This is a genomic window from Aliidiomarina maris, assembly GCF_003987335.1.
Classification (GTDB): domain Bacteria; phylum Pseudomonadota; class Gammaproteobacteria; order Enterobacterales; family Alteromonadaceae; genus Aliidiomarina; species Aliidiomarina maris.
On sequence record NZ_PIPK01000004.1, the window covers coordinates 19435 to 33811 of the forward strand.

Here is a 14377-nt window from a genome sequence, read left to right on the forward strand (position 1 = left end):
TAGCGTGCTTTTTTGTGTCTGCTGTTTAGCGCTTTTGTTTTGAGCCAAACAGAGGTAACTAATGAGTTTAGACTCGAACTATGCCTAACGGAAAAACAAACTACTAAACGGGTTCAATAACCGACTGATACCCGATGTGAAATGCAGCGGGGCATCCATGACTGCCAAAATTAAACAGTCTTCGTCAGTCGTTTCTGGTGTATGTTGGTGGGTATGGTCTAACACCAACATGTCACCGTCACTATAACTGCCGTATTCATCTTTGAATACGCCGTTAATCACTAATTGAAGCTCAGTGCCGCGGTGGGTATGTTCCGGGACACTAGTTGCGCGATCCATATAGATAAGATTGGCAACTTCATCCGTACCAAGGTTGATTGGGGCCCGCCACATGTTGCCCATCATTTTACTCCATGGACCAATGCGGTGCTTCTGATTAGCAAGCGAGCGTGGCAGTTGAAAGCGTTTACCTTCCAACGTAATCATAGCGTCTTTGGGTTTGACTGGAGCTTGGGCCTCAGCCTGGGCTGGGTAGGGCGAAACTTCGGTGTCGAATTTCGATGCGCTAGAGCTAAAAATCGCATCCAACATTAAATGCATGTCGTCGCCGTCTAATTGTGCGGCAGGGGCAGATTCAAACTCGCAAGCGAGTTCTTCTTCTACTGCATTCGCCATTCTGCGGCAATGTGGACACATGTCTAGGTGTGTCGACACGACCAGAGCAGAGGCTGAATTTAATTCACCTGCCACGTAGGCATGCAACATGGCATCGGTTGGATGCGCTTTAATCATTTATGCAATCAGCTCTTTCAATTTAATCAAAGCAAGTCGAGTGCGAGATTTTACTGTGCCTAGGGGAATACCTAGGGCATCAGATACTTCTTGCTGTGACTTACCTTCGATATAAATCTTCTCAATCACTTCGCGTTGTGCTTCGGGTAATTGAGCATAATAAGCACCAATTTCCTGCATCAGAATTTCACGGTCAAGGGCGTAATCATCTTCCAGCGACTCATTCTGCTCAGATAAGATTGGCCATAATTCATCAGCACTGATTTCATCACGGCGGTGTTTGTTCTTGCGCAGAAGGTCGAAACGAATGTTACGTGCGATGGTGAAAATCCAAGTCGCGGGAGCGCCTTTGTCGGCGTTAAAAAGGTGTGCTTTGTGCCAAACATTCGTCATTGTTTCCTGAACCAAGTCAGCAGCTATCTGTTCATTGCCAAACTGGCGCGAACCGTAAGCAAGAAGCTTTGGTGCAAAATAGCGAAACAATTCGCTGAAAGAACGGCGGCAACGGGAATTGGCAATGCTCGCTAAAAGACCTGCAAGATGTTGGGCGTCATCTGCAGTAGCGGCAGACTTCGGGGAAGTAACTGCAGCGCGCGGCGCTTCACTTTGAGGTGCTAATCGCATCATAATTTTGCCTGTTATTATCACTGGTGATTAAGTCACAAGTGCCTTATTAAGTGTTCGATTACTATGCCAAATCGCTGAACTGGAAGATTAAGCATGGAAAGTGATCCTGCCTTTCCACCTACCACTATGCCAGCTATTGCGACAACTTTAAACCACAACTTTTCGTACACGATAACAAGTATAATCGATGACTCAAGATTAGATACGCAAAGGAAGCGTAAAAGATCATTCAACTAACTGGCGAATGAACTCTTTCACTGGTTGCGTATGCTTACTGGAAAGCAGCTCTTGTTTCTTCTGTGGCTCTAACGGCAGAATTTCAAGCCAGCGCTGACAAATCCATGGTTCATCGTCAAACTTCTTTTCAGGATATAGTTGGGAAAGCTCTGGATACGCGTCAAACACCTCTTGTAAACGCTGGCGTAGCAAGATGTCTTCGTCGGTGATGGCTGACGTTGGCCAGTGCTCGCGCAAGGTCACGTCACCACTACGAAGGCCATCTTTGGCGGTATCAATGTCCTGAATTTCAAAAAGTTGTTCACCAGCTACAGTAATTCCTAGCATTCCGTCAGGAAGTGATTCAAAGTCGACTACGTGTACCAATGTACCGATAGGTAGAATGTGCGTATTGTCTTCGGTCTTGCCTTTCGGGTTAAGCATACAGATACCAAACCCGGACTGGGCGGTAAGCGCTTCTTTGACCATGCGAATGTAGCGCTGCTCAAAAATACGCAGCTGCAAACGCCCACCTGGCAACACATGCGAGGTCAGCGGAAACAATGCAATTTTTGACTGCTCTAAATTTGACATAGGTTACTTCAAGGTTTCTGGCTTAACTTAACTAATAAATACGCACTCACCAGTTGAATGGATCTTAAATAAAGCGCGATCCAATTAATTAATAAGCACGTAATTTTCGAAAGGTTAGTCTATTTATACGCAACGGAGAATTAAATTGACCATAAAAGTAGGAATAAGTGCTTGTCTTGTCGGTCAAAAAGTTCGCTATGACGGTGGCCACAAACGCTCTGCATTTTGCGACAAAGAATTACGTCGACATATTGAATTGGTTCCTTTTTGCCCTGAAGTCGGGATTGGTCTGGGGACACCCAGGCCGACGATTCGACTGGAAGGGGAAGTTGAAAATCCACAAGCAGTCATTCCAAAAACGGGCGCTAATGTTACCCAACAACTAGTCGACTTTGCAATTCAACGTAACGAGCAATTTAAGCAACTGAGCGGATATGTGCTGTGTGCCAAGTCGCCAAGTTGTGGTATGGAGCGGGTAAAAGTCTATACACCCGGTGAAAACGCTAATCAAAAGGATGGCATGGGTATCTTTGCGCGCCAATTGCAGCGCATGCAACCTGCGTTACCACTTGAAGAAGACGGTCGTTTAAATGATCCCCTTTTGCGCGAGAACTTTGTCCTGCGAGTCTTTGTGTATGCTGCCTGGAAAGCTATTCCTCAGCCGTATACGACGGCGGATATTCAGGCATTTCACGCTGCGCAAAAGTTTACGTTATTGGCCCACAATCAGCCCGTCTATCGCCGTTTAGGTCGCGAGCTCGCGGCGACGTCTCCAATGACTCAAGAATTTGCCATTTATTACATCGAGACTTTAATGGCTGCATTGGCAAAGCCTGCCAGTCGCAAGAACCACACTAATGTATTACAGCATATTCAGGGCTTTTTTAGTGACGAACTCGATGGGGTAGAGCGTCAGGAGCTAAGCGATTTGATTATGCAATATCACGACGGCGTGGTGCCACTGATGTCACCTTTAACCTTGGTTCGGCATTATTTACGTAAACATCCAAGCGATTACTTGCAGCAGCAGAGCTACCTGCAACCTTACCCTGATGATCTAAAACTGCGTTATGGCTTGTAATCACCCTGTTGAATAGTTTTGAAAGGTAAGGTTATGACAGCATTAGTGTGGTTTCGCCAAGACCTACGTATCACGGATAATCAGGCGCTATTACAGGCATGTAGCAATCATCAGCATGTAATTGCCGTGGTATGTAGTTGGCCAGAGCAATGGCAGCAGCATGATTGGGCACCAATCAAAGCAGATTTATACGAGCGTCAAGCGAATCATTTGGGGCAAGCGTTAGCAGCCAAAGGAATTCAGCTTCACCATATTGAACTGGATACTTATGCTGGCACCCCCAAAGCCTTGCATCAGTTCTGCCAAAAACACAACGTCGAAGCCCTTTATGCGAACCGCGACTACCCATTGGATGAGGTGCGACGCGACCGCGCGGTGAATGCCTGGCTCGAAGAGCACGAAATTGAATGCCATTGGTTTGATAGTAACGTGCTGTTAGAGCCAGGTAGTGTGACGCCAAAAACAGCTGGCTATTATAAAAAGTTCACCCCGTTTTTTAAGAGTTGGCTTGCACTGTTAGCGCATCGCGGCTTAACGCAGCCGGGCCGCATAGTGAGTCGCTCTGAATGCGAATTTACTCCAATTCAGATTCGCTACGACAAACGCGATGCGTCAAGCTGGGCTGCGAGCGAAGATGCGATTAAACAGCGTTTGCGTCGGTTTACAGACGAACAAGTGCAAGACTACGCGCGAGCGCGTGATTTACCGGCGCTAGATGCAACCTCTAGGCTATCGCCGTTTTTCGAATTGGGAGTGATTTCACCCGTAACGGTTGCCAGAATGCTACAGCAACAAAGCCCAGACTTTCCACACGGGTTGAATCAAGGTGCGCACACTTGGCTGAGTGAGCTCGCGTGGCGCGAGTTTTATCTTCACCTCATGTATGCAGTGCCACGTTTGAGCATGGGTAAAGCATTTTTGGAATACACCGACGCATATCCATGGCGCGCAAACGATAGCGATTTCAAACGTTGGTGTGAAGGCAACACTGGGTTTCCTATCGTTGATGCCGGTATGCGCCAGCTAAAAGCTGAGGGTTGGATGCATAACCGGGTGCGCATGATAGTGGCAAATTTTTTAGTCAAAGACCTACGTTTAGATTGGCGCCTGGGCGAGCGTCATTTCATGCAGAACCTGATTGACGGTAGCTTCGCTGCGAACAATGGCGGTTGGCAATGGAGCGCTTCTACGGGTACGGATGCGGCACCTTATTTTCGGGTATTTAATCCGACCCGACAAAGTGAAAAAGTTGATCCCGAGGGGCGCTATATCCGTAAATGGGTGAGCGCGTTGAAGGATGTACCAAATAAATACATTCATGAACCGCATCATTACCTTAGGGCCCGTGGTTCAGAACAGAATAGCGATACCAAGTACCCACAACCTATGGTCGACCATAGCCAAGCCCGAGACGATTTTATCGCCACATTTAAAGGACTGAAAAAATGAGTATGTCGTCCCAAGATGATGTTATTCAATCACTTAAGAATTTCTACGCCAAAATGGAAGAGGCGAATGTGGATGAGTTGAACCGAGTGTACGCGGACAATGTCGCGTTTAGTGACCCCGTGCACCGGGTAGATGGTTTACCTGCGTTGAAAACTTATCTAGTCAACAGTATTAAGAATGTCTCATACTGTCATTTCGACTTTACCCACCAGTTACTGAATAGTGAAGGTGGCTACCTGACCTGGCAAATGCGCTTTGCGCATCCCAAGATTCAACGTGGTGAAGAGGTGGTGGTGCCGGGTGTAACGCAATTAAAGTTCACTGCTGACGGTGCGCGTATCCTTGAGCACACGGATTATTACGATATGGGCGCTATGGTGTATGAGCATGTTCCCGTCATGGGCTGGCTGACCAATCAGGTCAAATCACGGATGAAAAACTAATGAATATAGTGATAACAGGCGCTACCTCAGGTATCGGTGAACAGGTTGCTCGCGATTATATTCTTGCCGGGCATCGTGTCTACGTGTGTGGGCGCAACCAAGAGAAACTTGCGGCGCTTACTGCCCTTGAACTCAAACCGCAGCAAGTCACTGCGTTGGCCTTCGATGTGAGTGACGTAAAAGCGTGTGAACAGTATCTTAGCCCGCTGCAGGATATTGATCTGGTGATTTTAAGTGCTGGGGTCTGTGAGTACATTGATGATGCGCAGCACTATGACCCATCCTTGGTGCAACGGGTTTTCGCGGCAAACTTCTTTGGTATGGTGAACTGTGCAGCTGCATTGCTGCCGCAAATGCGCGCCAACACGACCATCGCCTTTATTGACAGCATGAGCCGCTTACTGCCTTTCACGCGCGCACAAGCCTACGGTGCCAGCAAGGCGGCAACATATTATTTCGCTCAAAGCCTGGGTGTGGATTTGCATCCAAAGGGTATACGAGTGGTGACGGTGTCTCCTGGCTTTGTCAAAACTCCGATGACAGACGCCAATGACTTTGCGATGCCGATGCGCATTACGGTGGAGCAGGCCTCAGCCTCACTGCGCAAGCAGCTTGAAAAGGGCAAACAAACAATATATTTCCCGCGCGTATTTGGTTGGATTTTACGTGTCATGCACAAGTTACCAACGGCTGTGCAATTAGCCATAGCGCGTCGGATGAAGGATTCTTAAGTAATGAAAATAGCGGTCATTGGGTCTGGGATTGGCGGACTAACTAGCGCCTACTTATTAAGCAAAGCGCACGACGTCGAAGTATTTGAAGCAAACGATTATATTGGTGGTCACACCGCAACCGTAGATGTCGACGGCTTGGCTATCGACACTGGTTTTATTGTGTTTAATGACCGAACCTATCCACGTTTTCGTCATCTAATGCGAGAGTTAGGCGTGGCGTGGAAAGACACTGAAATGAGTTTTAGCGTCCATAATCCAGACACTGGTTTAGAGTACAACGGACACAGTTTAGCGACCTTGTTCGCGCAAAAACGCAATTTGCTGAGACCTTCTTTTTACCGCATGCTGCGGGATATATTGCGTTTTAATCAAGCTGCGAAAAATGAGTATGAGGCCAACCGCGACCGGTTAGATGAACTAGACAACACCACGTTGACTGAGTTTGTTGATGCGTTGAAGGTCGGGCCACTGTTTAAAGACAACTACTTATACCCGATGTGCGCCGCCATTTGGTCAGCTACGTTAAAAGAAGCGGCTCATTTTCCACTAGGCTTTTTCCTGCGCTTTTTCATGCACCACGGTCTGCTTAATGTGAGTGACAGACCACAGTGGGCTGTGATTGAAGGCGGTTCACGTGCGTATGTTGAACCAATGACGCGCACGTTTGCGGATAAAATTCACCTAAATACGGCAATTGTTAAGGTTGTACGCCACGAGAATAGCGTCGAACTCACTACAGCCAAGGGTGAGGTCAAGCTTTTTGACCACGTGGTTTTGGCCTGTCATAGCGACCAAGCCCTGGCCATGCTGGCAGACGCCTCGGCTCAAGAGCAGGCAGTGCTCGGTGCGATTGGTTATCAAGCCAATGAAGTGGTGTTGCATAATGACGAGGCTTTATTGCCAAAGCGAAAAGCTGCCTGGGCCAGTTGGAACTACTGGCTACCGCCGACCAAAGCTGGCGTTGCGCGAGACGAACAGTTGGCTTCAGTCACCTACAACATGAACATTTTACAAGGCCTCGATGCCGGTAAAACTTACTGTGTGACCTTAAACAACACAGCGCAAATAAAGCCAGAGCTCATTTTGCGTTCGTTCATTTATCATCACCCGGAATACTCGTTGAAGTCTATGGCTGCGCGTAAGCAAAGAGACACGATTTGTGGTCATCAGCGTACCCATTTCGCAGGGGCCTACTGGTATAACGGCTTCCATGAAGACGGCGTGCGTAGCGCTTTTGATGTCGCTGCACGATTTAATTTAGCGCCACATGTAGCGGAGCTTGAGCGCAGTCATGGATAGTGCGATATACCAAGGCTCAGTGCGCCACCGCCGCATGACGCCGCGCTCCCACAGCTTTAACTATCCTTTTATGCAGTGGTGGCTTGCCCTTGATGAATTAGAGCAAATAGCCCAATTGAGCAAGCGTTTTAAAGTTGACGCCAAGTTTGCTGCGCTGGCGTTTAACAGCCGCGATTACCTGCCAGGCTTGTGGGGGGGTGCGACGTCGCTGGAGCAAGCGGTCTTAGCACAGATGAATCATCTTCATTCGCAACACGCTGGCCAAGCAGAACTCACCGGGCGGATTTTCTTTCTGGGCAACCTGCGCTGTTGGGGGATGTTCTTCAGTCCGATTAATTGCTATTTCTTGCAGCAAGGCGACAAATTCACCCATATGATGGCCGAGGTGAGTAATACCCCGTGGAATCAGCGGCATTACTATTTAGTTGATTTAGCGACTCAAGACCCAACTGAGAAGGCCTTCCATGTGTCGCCGTTTAATCCAATGGACATGGTATATCAGTGGAAAATTTCACAGCCCAGCCAAAGCGCCTTAGTTCATATTGAGGCACATAAAGCTGGTCAACTGGTGTTTGACGCCAGTATGGCGTTAAAACGTCAGACATTGAACCAGCAAGGTATTAATAACGTACTAAAAACATTCCCAGTGATGACCATTCGTATCGTTTGGGGAATTTATTGGCAGGCATTAAAGCTATTCGTGAAGCGAGTCCCATTTTATTCGAACACCCGAACATAAGGCTGCCGTAAAAGGACAAGATACTGGCTCGTAACGAAGCTAGATTTTAATAAAAAGGTATTGTCAGCATGACCGAACAACAACGAGCAATGAGCGCCACGCAAACCGCAAACTTTGCTGAAAAGGTAAGTCGCGATATCGCACTCCGCGCTTTAACCCAATTACAGCATGGTTACCTTGTTTTGACTGAAGACGGGGTAGTGGTAGGAGAGTTTGGTAACAAACAGGACCCATTGAAGGCGCGCATTGATGTGCACCACACGCGCATGTATCGGCGCTTTATTTTCAATGGTGACATTGGTGCCGGTGAGTCATACATCGACCGTGACTGGAGCAGTCCAGATTTGACCTCGGTGATTCGGTTATTTGCCCAGAACTTAGACGCGATGGACGCCATTAGCCAGCGTTACGGCTGGTTAACATGGCCATTCCAAAAGCTGGCGTTTTTAGCTCGCCGCAATTCAAAGTCCAAAGCCAAGCAAAACATATTATCGCATTATGATTTAGGCAATGAGCTTTACACCCGTTTTCTGGACCCGTTAATGCAGTACTCCAGTGCGGTGTATCCAAATCCTGCAGCAAGCTTGGACCAGGCGCAACAGCACAAATTGCAGCGCTTATGCGACATGCTCGACATTCAGCCAGGCGATCACGTCGTTGAGATTGGCACAGGTTGGGGCGGTCTTGCTGTATACATCGCACAACATTACGACTGCCATGTCACCACTACCACGATTTCAGACGCACAGTTGGCGTATGCGCAAAGTAAGGTGGAGTCCTTGGGTCTTAGTGACAAAGTCACATTGCTCAACCAAGACTATCGAGATCTAACTGGTCAGTTTGACAAGCTTGTGTCGGTTGAAATGATCGAAGCGGTGGGTAAAGAGTATTTACCAAGCTTCTTTAAGCAATGTAGTCGTCTGCTGAAACCGCAAGGGCGGATGGTGCTTCAGGCGATCACCATTGCGGATCAGCGAATGCAGCGCTACAACCGCGACGTTGATTTTATTCAGCAACACGTCTTTCCTGGTGGTTATTTACCATCCAATGAACTGTTACACACCTTGACGCGTAAACATACGGATATGGTCATACGCCAAGTGGATGATATCGGCTTACATTATGCCCGCACGCTGGAAGATTGGCGTGTAGCTTTTAATGCGAAGCATAGCGAACTGCAGACACTTGGGTATGACGAGCGCTTTTCACGCTTCTGGAATTATTACCTGAGCTATTGTGAGGGCGGGTTTATTGAGCGCCGCGTGAGTGCGGTTCAGTTGATGGCAACCAAGCCGTCAGCTAAGGAGGCGTTACGAACAGTATCTGGCAATTATTGCGCAACCAGCTAAGCCAAATTACCCGGCTTGTTCATTTCTTTTTCTTTGATTTAGTCTGGTTTCTAGCTGTTTGGGGTCGGGAAGATTGGTTGTGGTTGACGGCGTTAAGTGTGGTAGCACTATACGCCAGCGCTTGGCGGTATTTGTGGGCTCGACGATACATGTTAATCACGTTAATTGGCGTGGGCTTGCTAGCTGAATACCTGATGGTTGCAATGGGCGCGATCCGTTTTACCGGCACTGACTTGCTTCCAGCGTGGTTAATTCTACTATGGCTTGGTTTCGCCGCGATGGCATTGGTTGTATTCACATGGCTGAAGGGGCGTTATGTGTTGGCGTTCATTGCAGGTGTGATCTTCGGGCCAATTACATACTTTGCTGGCGTTGGTTTAGGTGCCGCTGAGCGCTTAACTAGCCCGATGTTAATGGCTGTAGGCTACTCATTGATTTGGGGACTATTAATGCTGCTGGTAGTTCGTATGGTTGCACTTGGACAGGATAAGGAACAACGCTATGTGTAAGTTAAATCGTATTTGGGTATCTTGCTGCGCAGCAATCATGTTTGCTGCGAGTGTTCTTATGGTGCCAACGGCGCAGGCACAGCAGCAATGCTATGCTGACGTGACAGACGATCTTAGCAAGGTCGGTGAGACCCGTTTGCGTGTGTATTTCTTTCGTGTCTACGATGCGACCTTATTTACCGCATCAGGCGCTTATCCCGATGAGCAAGAAACCGCGTTGCAACTTAATTACTTACGCGACATTCGTGCTCAGCAATTAATTGATACTACGCGCGATGAATGGAACAAATTAGGCTACAGCGTCGACGCTGAGGCCGAGGCTTGGCTTGCACAGCTTGGTCAAATATGGCCTGACGTCAGCCAAGGTGATTGTCTGATTGCACGCCACGTTGACCAACAGATCAGGTTTTACAACGATCAAGGCTTGCTAGGTGCAATTGATGATCAGAACTTCGCTGAGCGTTTTCTAGCGATTTGGTTAAGCGAACAATCAAGTTTTCGTCGCAATCGTGACGAGTTAGTGGGAGCACGATAATGAAACAATTTTTCGCGGTATGCCTAGCTTTGTTTATTTTAACGGGTTGCTCGGCCAGTATTGATGACTATGCAGGCACCACACCGGAGCTCAAGCTTGAAGAATTTTTTAATGGACCACTGACTGCTCATGGTGTCGTGCAAAGTCGTTCAGGCGAGGTCACAGGTCGTTTTACTGCCACCATGGTAGGCACATGGGACGGCAATGAAGGTGTTCTGGACGAAGACTTTTTTTGGGACGATGGTCGTGAAGAAAAGCGTATTTGGTATTTAACTAAAACGGGGCCGAACACCTACGAGGGCACCGCCGGTGATGTAGTCGGCACGGCCGTAGGCACGACCTCTGGTTTAGCCCTAAATTGGGTGTATCAGTTGCAAGTCGAAGCTGGTGGGCGTGAACTCAAAGTGACGCTTGATGATTGGATGTATCTTATAGACGAAGACCGCATGATTAATCGTACACGTATGACCTATTTTGGCTTTCACGTTGGCGATATCACAATTTACATTGAACGTAACCCGCAAAGCTAGGGTTGTAGCACTTGAGTTTTTTGCCAGCTAGCCGATAATGACTAGAGAGTCGAGTTTAACGGTAATAATCGGCTTGACGTGTATAGATTTAGTTCATTGCGATAAGAGGCTGTCATGGCTGGTGTTTGTTTTACGTACAATAGTCGTCAGTTTTTGGGTCAAACGGTGTTCATCAAGCGTGGTGAGCACCAAGGTAAAATGGGTCAAGTCGTACGCGAACTAGATGACGACAACTACGAAATAAGTATGGGAGATTTCGGGCCACAAAAGCTCAAATTTCACCGTAGTGCCTTTTTAATTCACCGTCACCGTAAGGTACGCGTTCCCCTGGTTCGGGGCTAAGCTCAATTAGAGCAACAGGGCATCGAGTCAGTAACTCGAGCCCATGCAACCCACAACCTATTTATGACGAGTGCCTTGCATGCCACGTGGCGGCTTGCAATCTGCTGGTAGTGCGGTTAAATATTTCTGCCAGCTTTCAGCCGCGAAATTTCCACCCGCTGATTTCTTGGTTTTTGATTTAGTTGCTTTCTTTGGCTTTGTTGCCGAACTTGTCTTGGCCTTTGTCTTGGGTTTTGTATCGGCTTTTGCTGTCGATTTTGATGACTTCAACTCTTGAGTCCACTCGTCAAGTTGCGCTAAGCGCATATTCTTGCCGCCATCAACGCTATACCAGCCGTTATTAGCCTCAACTTTGGGCGCTTTGCCATGGGCCTTTTTATACGCAGTTTCAAAGTCTTCAAGTACCTGATCTTTATCCAGCTCACTCATTCGGTTAGTCCTTCGTTTGGTCCTGTTGTGTTACTATTTATTTTCGCAAGATATTTATATAACCGACTTTTTAACAACTGTCTAATTTTCCAGCTTGTTGCCCAGCGAGCCTGTCAACAAATTTGGACTCATGTGACTAGCCATTAAGTCAAGGAGAGCTCATGTCTGTATCCCGTAGCGAATTACTCGACACATTAAATACTTGGTTACGGCCTCAGGACTATCAGGATTACTGTCCAAATGGTCTTCAAGTGGAAGGACAGGCAACTATTGGCCATATCGTAACTGGGGTGACTGCGTCCCAGGCGTTAATCGATGCAGCCGTTGAGCGCGGTGCTGATACGTTATTAGTGCATCATGGTTATTTCTGGAAAGGCGAGTCGGCGGTCATTACTGGCATGAAGTATCAGCGCATCAAGCGGTTACTTGCCCACGATATGAACCTGATCGCGTATCATTTGCCCCTCGACGGGCATCCGGAACTGGGTAATAACATAGGCTTAGCGCGAGCACTTAGCTTAAAGGATATTCAGCCCGTGACGCAGATAATGCCTCAGGGTATCGTTTATCAAGGGCTAGCAGGCAATGTGGAACTCGATGAGTTTGCTGCGCTCTTAAGCGCTGCGGTGGGTCGTAACTTGGTAGCTAAGGTATCAGGTGGTGGCCATCAAGTTCAGCGTGTTGCCCTGTGCACCGGTGGTGGGCAAAGTTTCATTGATGCTGCCTGTGATGCAGGCGCCGACACCTTTATAAGTGGTGAAATATCAGAGCAAACTGTGCATGTTGCACGTGAACGCGGTATTCACTATTTAGCGGCAGGCCATCATGCAACGGAACGTTTCGGCGCGCGAGCACTGGGTGAAGCGCTCGCCCAGACGTTGAACATTAACGTGGAGTTTATTGACATTGACAGTCCCGCATAAACCACATGATCGCGCGTTCGCCGACGATGTAGCACGGTTTGAGAAAAATATTTACCAGACCTCAAAAGGGGTTATTCGCCAAGCAGTTTTAGCAGCTGACCTGGCCGCGTTAATTGCGAGTGAAAAACCACTACGGGTGTTAGACGTGGGTGCTGGTATTGGTCAGGTTAATCAGCTGTTCGCCAGGCAAGGTCATCAGGTTGTGCACACCGACATTGCGCCGCAAATGGTACAAGCGGCGCAACAAGCGCATCAACAAGCTGGCTTGTGTGCACAGTATCGTTATGAGGTGGCGGGGTTACAGGCGCTACCAGAGCGGCTCGCTGGGCAAACATTTGATGTCATTTTATGCCATGCAGTACTTGAATGGCTGGCGCAACCAGAACGTGCCCTTGCAACGCTGCGGCCATTGTTGGCTGAGCAGGGTTGGGTGTCGCTGATGTTTTATAATCGCCGTGCCAAAGAGATGGCAAACTTAGTGTACGGTAACTTTGATTATGTTAGGGCAGGGCTTGAAGTCAAAAAGAAAGTACGCTTTAGTCCTCAGCGGCCTCTTTATATTGAGCACGTAAAAGATTGGGCATTGGCTCAACAGCTCACCGTATTCAAGCACAGTGGCGTGCGGTGCATTCATGATTATTTGCGCGAGCGGGAAGACCAAGCTCGTGACGATTTAGTTGCAATGGAGCTTTTGTATCGCCAGCAAGACCCGTTCCGGCAATTGGGTCGTTACCAGCATTTGCTACTGCGTAGTGAGCGCTAAACAATGATTGGCAACTTATAATTTAGTCATTTGGCTTAACCTAGGAGTGATAATGAGTAAGAAATTAGCATTTATCGGTATGGGCGTGATGGGCTACCCCATGGCAGGTCACTTACAGCAAGCCGGTTATGATGTCTGCGTATATAACCGTACCGCGAGTAAAGCAGAGGCTTGGTGTGATCAGCATGGCGGCCGCGCGGCAAGCACCCCAGCAGCGGCAGCTTTGGATGCAGAGGTCGTGTTTGTATGTGTTGGCAACGATGATGATGTACGTAGTGTGGTATATGGCGAAGAGGGCGTGCTTGCCAATATGCAACCGGGCAGTATTTTGATTGATCATACCACAGCATCGGCGGATCTAGCGCGCGAACTTGGCGCAGCCTGTGAAAAGCAAGGCGTCGAGTTCCTTGATGCACCAGTGTCTGGCGGCCAAGCCGGCGCCGAAAATGCCAAATTGACGATTATGATGGGTGGTAGTGCGGACACCGTTGCTAAAGTGCAACCTATGTTAGATGTCATGTCACACCACAGTGGTTTGCAAGGGCCTGTAGGTAGTGGCCAGTTAGCGAAAATGGTGAATCAGATATGTATTGCTGGTGTGTTGTCAGGGTTATCAGAGGGCTTAGCATTTGGTAAGCGTGCAGGCCTTGACCCAGAGGCTTTGGTCGCTGCAATTAGCAAAGGCTCTGCGGGTAGTTGGCAAATGGAAAATCGCTCTCACACGATGTGGCAGGGTGAATACGACTTTGGCTTTGCGGTGGATTGGATGCGCAAAGATTTAAACATTGCGATGCAAGAAGCGAGAAAAAATGGCGCAACTTTGCCTGTCACTGCGGTGATTGACCAGCTGTATGCTGAAGTGCAAGCGCTCGGTGGTGAGCGCTGGGACACCTCGTCATTGATGGCACGTTTAGTCAAATTCCATTAGTGACGCACTGAAGCACGATTTTTGTGCTGGCAATAAAAAGCCCCACAATTCGCGGGGCTTTTACTTAACTGAGCATTTAACTCAGCATCTAACGA

Annotated in this window: 18 protein-coding genes; 14 read left to right on the forward strand and 4 right to left on the reverse strand. The window is 48.2% G+C overall.

The window, feature by feature from the left end:
- Positions 1-84: 84 nt before the first annotated feature.
- From CWE07_RS05635 to CWE07_RS05645, 3 genes are all read right to left on the reverse strand, one after another.
- Positions 85-792 carry a ChrR family anti-sigma-E factor gene (locus CWE07_RS05635; RefSeq protein WP_111568916.1) on the reverse strand — a complete coding sequence of 236 codons (708 nt, stop codon included), beginning with the start codon at positions 790-792 and terminating at the stop codon, positions 85-87.
- Complete coding sequence (locus CWE07_RS05640; protein WP_420836539.1) at positions 793-1419, reverse strand: sigma-70 family RNA polymerase sigma factor; 627 nt, start codon at positions 1417-1419, stop codon at positions 793-795.
- 225 nt (positions 1420-1644) lie between these two features.
- Positions 1645-2229, reverse strand: coding sequence for an LON peptidase substrate-binding domain-containing protein (locus tag CWE07_RS05645; protein WP_111568917.1), 585 nt, complete (start codon positions 2227-2229; stop codon positions 1645-1647).
- 145 nt (positions 2230-2374) lie between these two features.
- Here CWE07_RS05645 and CWE07_RS05650 point away from each other — a divergent pair, with 145 nt between their 5' ends.
- The 11 genes from CWE07_RS05650 to CWE07_RS05700 all read left to right on the forward strand — a co-directional run bounded on the left by CWE07_RS05650 (position 2375) and on the right by CWE07_RS05700 (position 11239).
- Positions 2375-3310: a YbgA family protein gene (locus tag CWE07_RS05650; protein ID WP_111568918.1), complete on the forward strand. Its 936-nt coding sequence runs from the start codon at positions 2375-2377 to the stop codon at positions 3308-3310.
- Positions 3311-3343: 33 nt separating this feature from the next.
- Positions 3344-4759 carry a deoxyribodipyrimidine photo-lyase gene (gene phrB, locus CWE07_RS05655; protein WP_111568919.1) on the forward strand — a complete coding sequence of 472 codons (1416 nt, stop codon included), beginning with the start codon at positions 3344-3346 and terminating at the stop codon, positions 4757-4759.
- Positions 4756-5202 carry a nuclear transport factor 2 family protein gene (locus tag CWE07_RS05660; protein WP_111568920.1) on the forward strand — a complete coding sequence of 149 codons (447 nt, stop codon included), beginning with the start codon at positions 4756-4758 and terminating at the stop codon, positions 5200-5202. The genes phrB and CWE07_RS05660 overlap by 4 nt, the downstream gene beginning before the upstream one ends.
- Complete coding sequence (locus CWE07_RS05665) at positions 5202-5933, forward strand: SDR family NAD(P)-dependent oxidoreductase (RefSeq protein WP_111568921.1); 732 nt, start codon at positions 5202-5204, stop codon at positions 5931-5933. Before CWE07_RS05660 ends, CWE07_RS05665 begins: the two co-directional genes overlap by 1 nt.
- A 3-nt stretch (positions 5934-5936) precedes the next feature.
- Positions 5937-7235, forward strand: a complete 1299-nt coding sequence (locus CWE07_RS05670) for an NAD(P)/FAD-dependent oxidoreductase (protein WP_111568922.1) — start codon at positions 5937-5939, stop codon at positions 7233-7235.
- Positions 7216-7974 carry a DUF1365 domain-containing protein gene (locus tag CWE07_RS05675; RefSeq protein WP_241974076.1) on the forward strand — a complete coding sequence of 253 codons (759 nt, stop codon included), beginning with the start codon at positions 7216-7218 and terminating at the stop codon, positions 7972-7974. The genes CWE07_RS05670 and CWE07_RS05675 overlap by 20 nt, the downstream gene beginning before the upstream one ends.
- A gap of 68 nt (positions 7975-8042) precedes the next feature.
- Positions 8043-9323, forward strand: a complete 1281-nt coding sequence (locus tag CWE07_RS05680) for an SAM-dependent methyltransferase (protein WP_111568924.1) — start codon at positions 8043-8045, stop codon at positions 9321-9323.
- Positions 9308-9832 (forward strand): DUF2878 domain-containing protein, encoded by a 525-nt coding sequence (locus CWE07_RS05685; RefSeq protein ID WP_157983229.1) that lies wholly within the window; start codon positions 9308-9310, stop codon positions 9830-9832. The genes CWE07_RS05680 and CWE07_RS05685 overlap by 16 nt, the downstream gene beginning before the upstream one ends.
- The gene (locus CWE07_RS05690) at positions 9825-10367 is read left to right on the forward strand and encodes a chalcone isomerase family protein (RefSeq protein ID WP_241974077.1); all 543 of its coding nucleotides are present in this window, start codon (positions 9825-9827) and stop codon (positions 10365-10367) included. Before CWE07_RS05685 ends, CWE07_RS05690 begins: the two co-directional genes overlap by 8 nt.
- Positions 10367-10897 carry a DUF3833 domain-containing protein gene (locus CWE07_RS05695; RefSeq protein WP_111568926.1) on the forward strand — a complete coding sequence of 177 codons (531 nt, stop codon included), beginning with the start codon at positions 10367-10369 and terminating at the stop codon, positions 10895-10897. Before CWE07_RS05690 ends, CWE07_RS05695 begins: the two co-directional genes overlap by 1 nt.
- 114 nt (positions 10898-11011) lie before the next feature.
- Positions 11012-11239 (forward strand): DUF3912 family protein, encoded by a 228-nt coding sequence (locus CWE07_RS05700; RefSeq protein WP_111568927.1) that lies wholly within the window; start codon positions 11012-11014, stop codon positions 11237-11239.
- Between the two features lie 57 nt (positions 11240-11296).
- Here the strand turns inward: CWE07_RS05700 and CWE07_RS05705 are convergent, their stop codons facing one another.
- Positions 11297-11668 carry a hypothetical protein gene (locus tag CWE07_RS05705; protein ID WP_111568928.1) on the reverse strand — a complete coding sequence of 124 codons (372 nt, stop codon included), beginning with the start codon at positions 11666-11668 and terminating at the stop codon, positions 11297-11299.
- A gap of 161 nt (positions 11669-11829) precedes the next feature.
- Here CWE07_RS05705 and CWE07_RS05710 point away from each other — a divergent pair, with 161 nt between their 5' ends.
- Genes CWE07_RS05710 through CWE07_RS05720 form a run of 3 tightly spaced genes read left to right on the forward strand, consistent with a single transcriptional unit; the run spans position 11830 to position 14282 of the window.
- On the forward strand, positions 11830-12591 hold the full coding sequence (locus CWE07_RS05710; protein ID WP_111568929.1) for a Nif3-like dinuclear metal center hexameric protein: 762 nt from the start codon (positions 11830-11832) through the stop codon (positions 12589-12591).
- Entirely contained in the window at positions 12569-13354 is a 786-nt protein-coding gene (locus CWE07_RS05715; RefSeq protein WP_241974078.1) for a methyltransferase domain-containing protein, read from the forward strand. The genes CWE07_RS05710 and CWE07_RS05715 overlap by 23 nt, the downstream gene beginning before the upstream one ends.
- 52 nt (positions 13355-13406) lie before the next feature.
- On the forward strand, positions 13407-14282 hold the full coding sequence (locus tag CWE07_RS05720; protein ID WP_111568931.1) for an NAD(P)-dependent oxidoreductase: 876 nt from the start codon (positions 13407-13409) through the stop codon (positions 14280-14282).
- The last annotated feature ends 95 nt before the right edge of the window (positions 14283-14377 follow it).

Coding starts and splice junctions, on each gene's coding strand:
- CWE07_RS05720 (WP_111568931.1), top strand. CDS start 13,407: ATGAGTAAGAAATTAGCATTTATCGGTATGGGCGTGATGGGCTACCCC.
- CWE07_RS05705 (WP_111568928.1), bottom strand. CDS start 11,668: ATGAGTGAGCTGGATAAAGATCAGGTACTTGAAGACTTTGAAACTGCG.
- CWE07_RS05700 (WP_111568927.1), top strand. CDS start 11,012: ATGGCTGGTGTTTGTTTTACGTACAATAGTCGTCAGTTTTTGGGTCAA.
- phrB (WP_111568919.1), top strand. CDS start 3,344: ATGACAGCATTAGTGTGGTTTCGCCAAGACCTACGTATCACGGATAAT.
- CWE07_RS05695 (WP_111568926.1), top strand. CDS start 10,367: ATGAAACAATTTTTCGCGGTATGCCTAGCTTTGTTTATTTTAACGGGT.
- CWE07_RS05710 (WP_111568929.1), top strand. CDS start 11,830: ATGTCTGTATCCCGTAGCGAATTACTCGACACATTAAATACTTGGTTA.
- CWE07_RS05645 (WP_111568917.1), bottom strand. CDS start 2,229: ATGTCAAATTTAGAGCAGTCAAAAATTGCATTGTTTCCGCTGACCTCG.
- CWE07_RS05690 (WP_241974077.1), top strand. CDS start 9,825: ATGTGTAAGTTAAATCGTATTTGGGTATCTTGCTGCGCAGCAATCATG.
- CWE07_RS05635 (WP_111568916.1), bottom strand. CDS start 792: ATGATTAAAGCGCATCCAACCGATGCCATGTTGCATGCCTACGTGGCA.
- CWE07_RS05660 (WP_111568920.1), top strand. CDS start 4,756: ATGAGTATGTCGTCCCAAGATGATGTTATTCAATCACTTAAGAATTTC.
- CWE07_RS05670 (WP_111568922.1), top strand. CDS start 5,937: ATGAAAATAGCGGTCATTGGGTCTGGGATTGGCGGACTAACTAGCGCC.
- CWE07_RS05640 (WP_420836539.1), bottom strand. CDS start 1,419: ATGATGCGATTAGCACCTCAAAGTGAAGCGCCGCGCGCTGCAGTTACT.
- CWE07_RS05680 (WP_111568924.1), top strand. CDS start 8,043: ATGACCGAACAACAACGAGCAATGAGCGCCACGCAAACCGCAAACTTT.
- CWE07_RS05665 (WP_111568921.1), top strand. CDS start 5,202: ATGAATATAGTGATAACAGGCGCTACCTCAGGTATCGGTGAACAGGTT.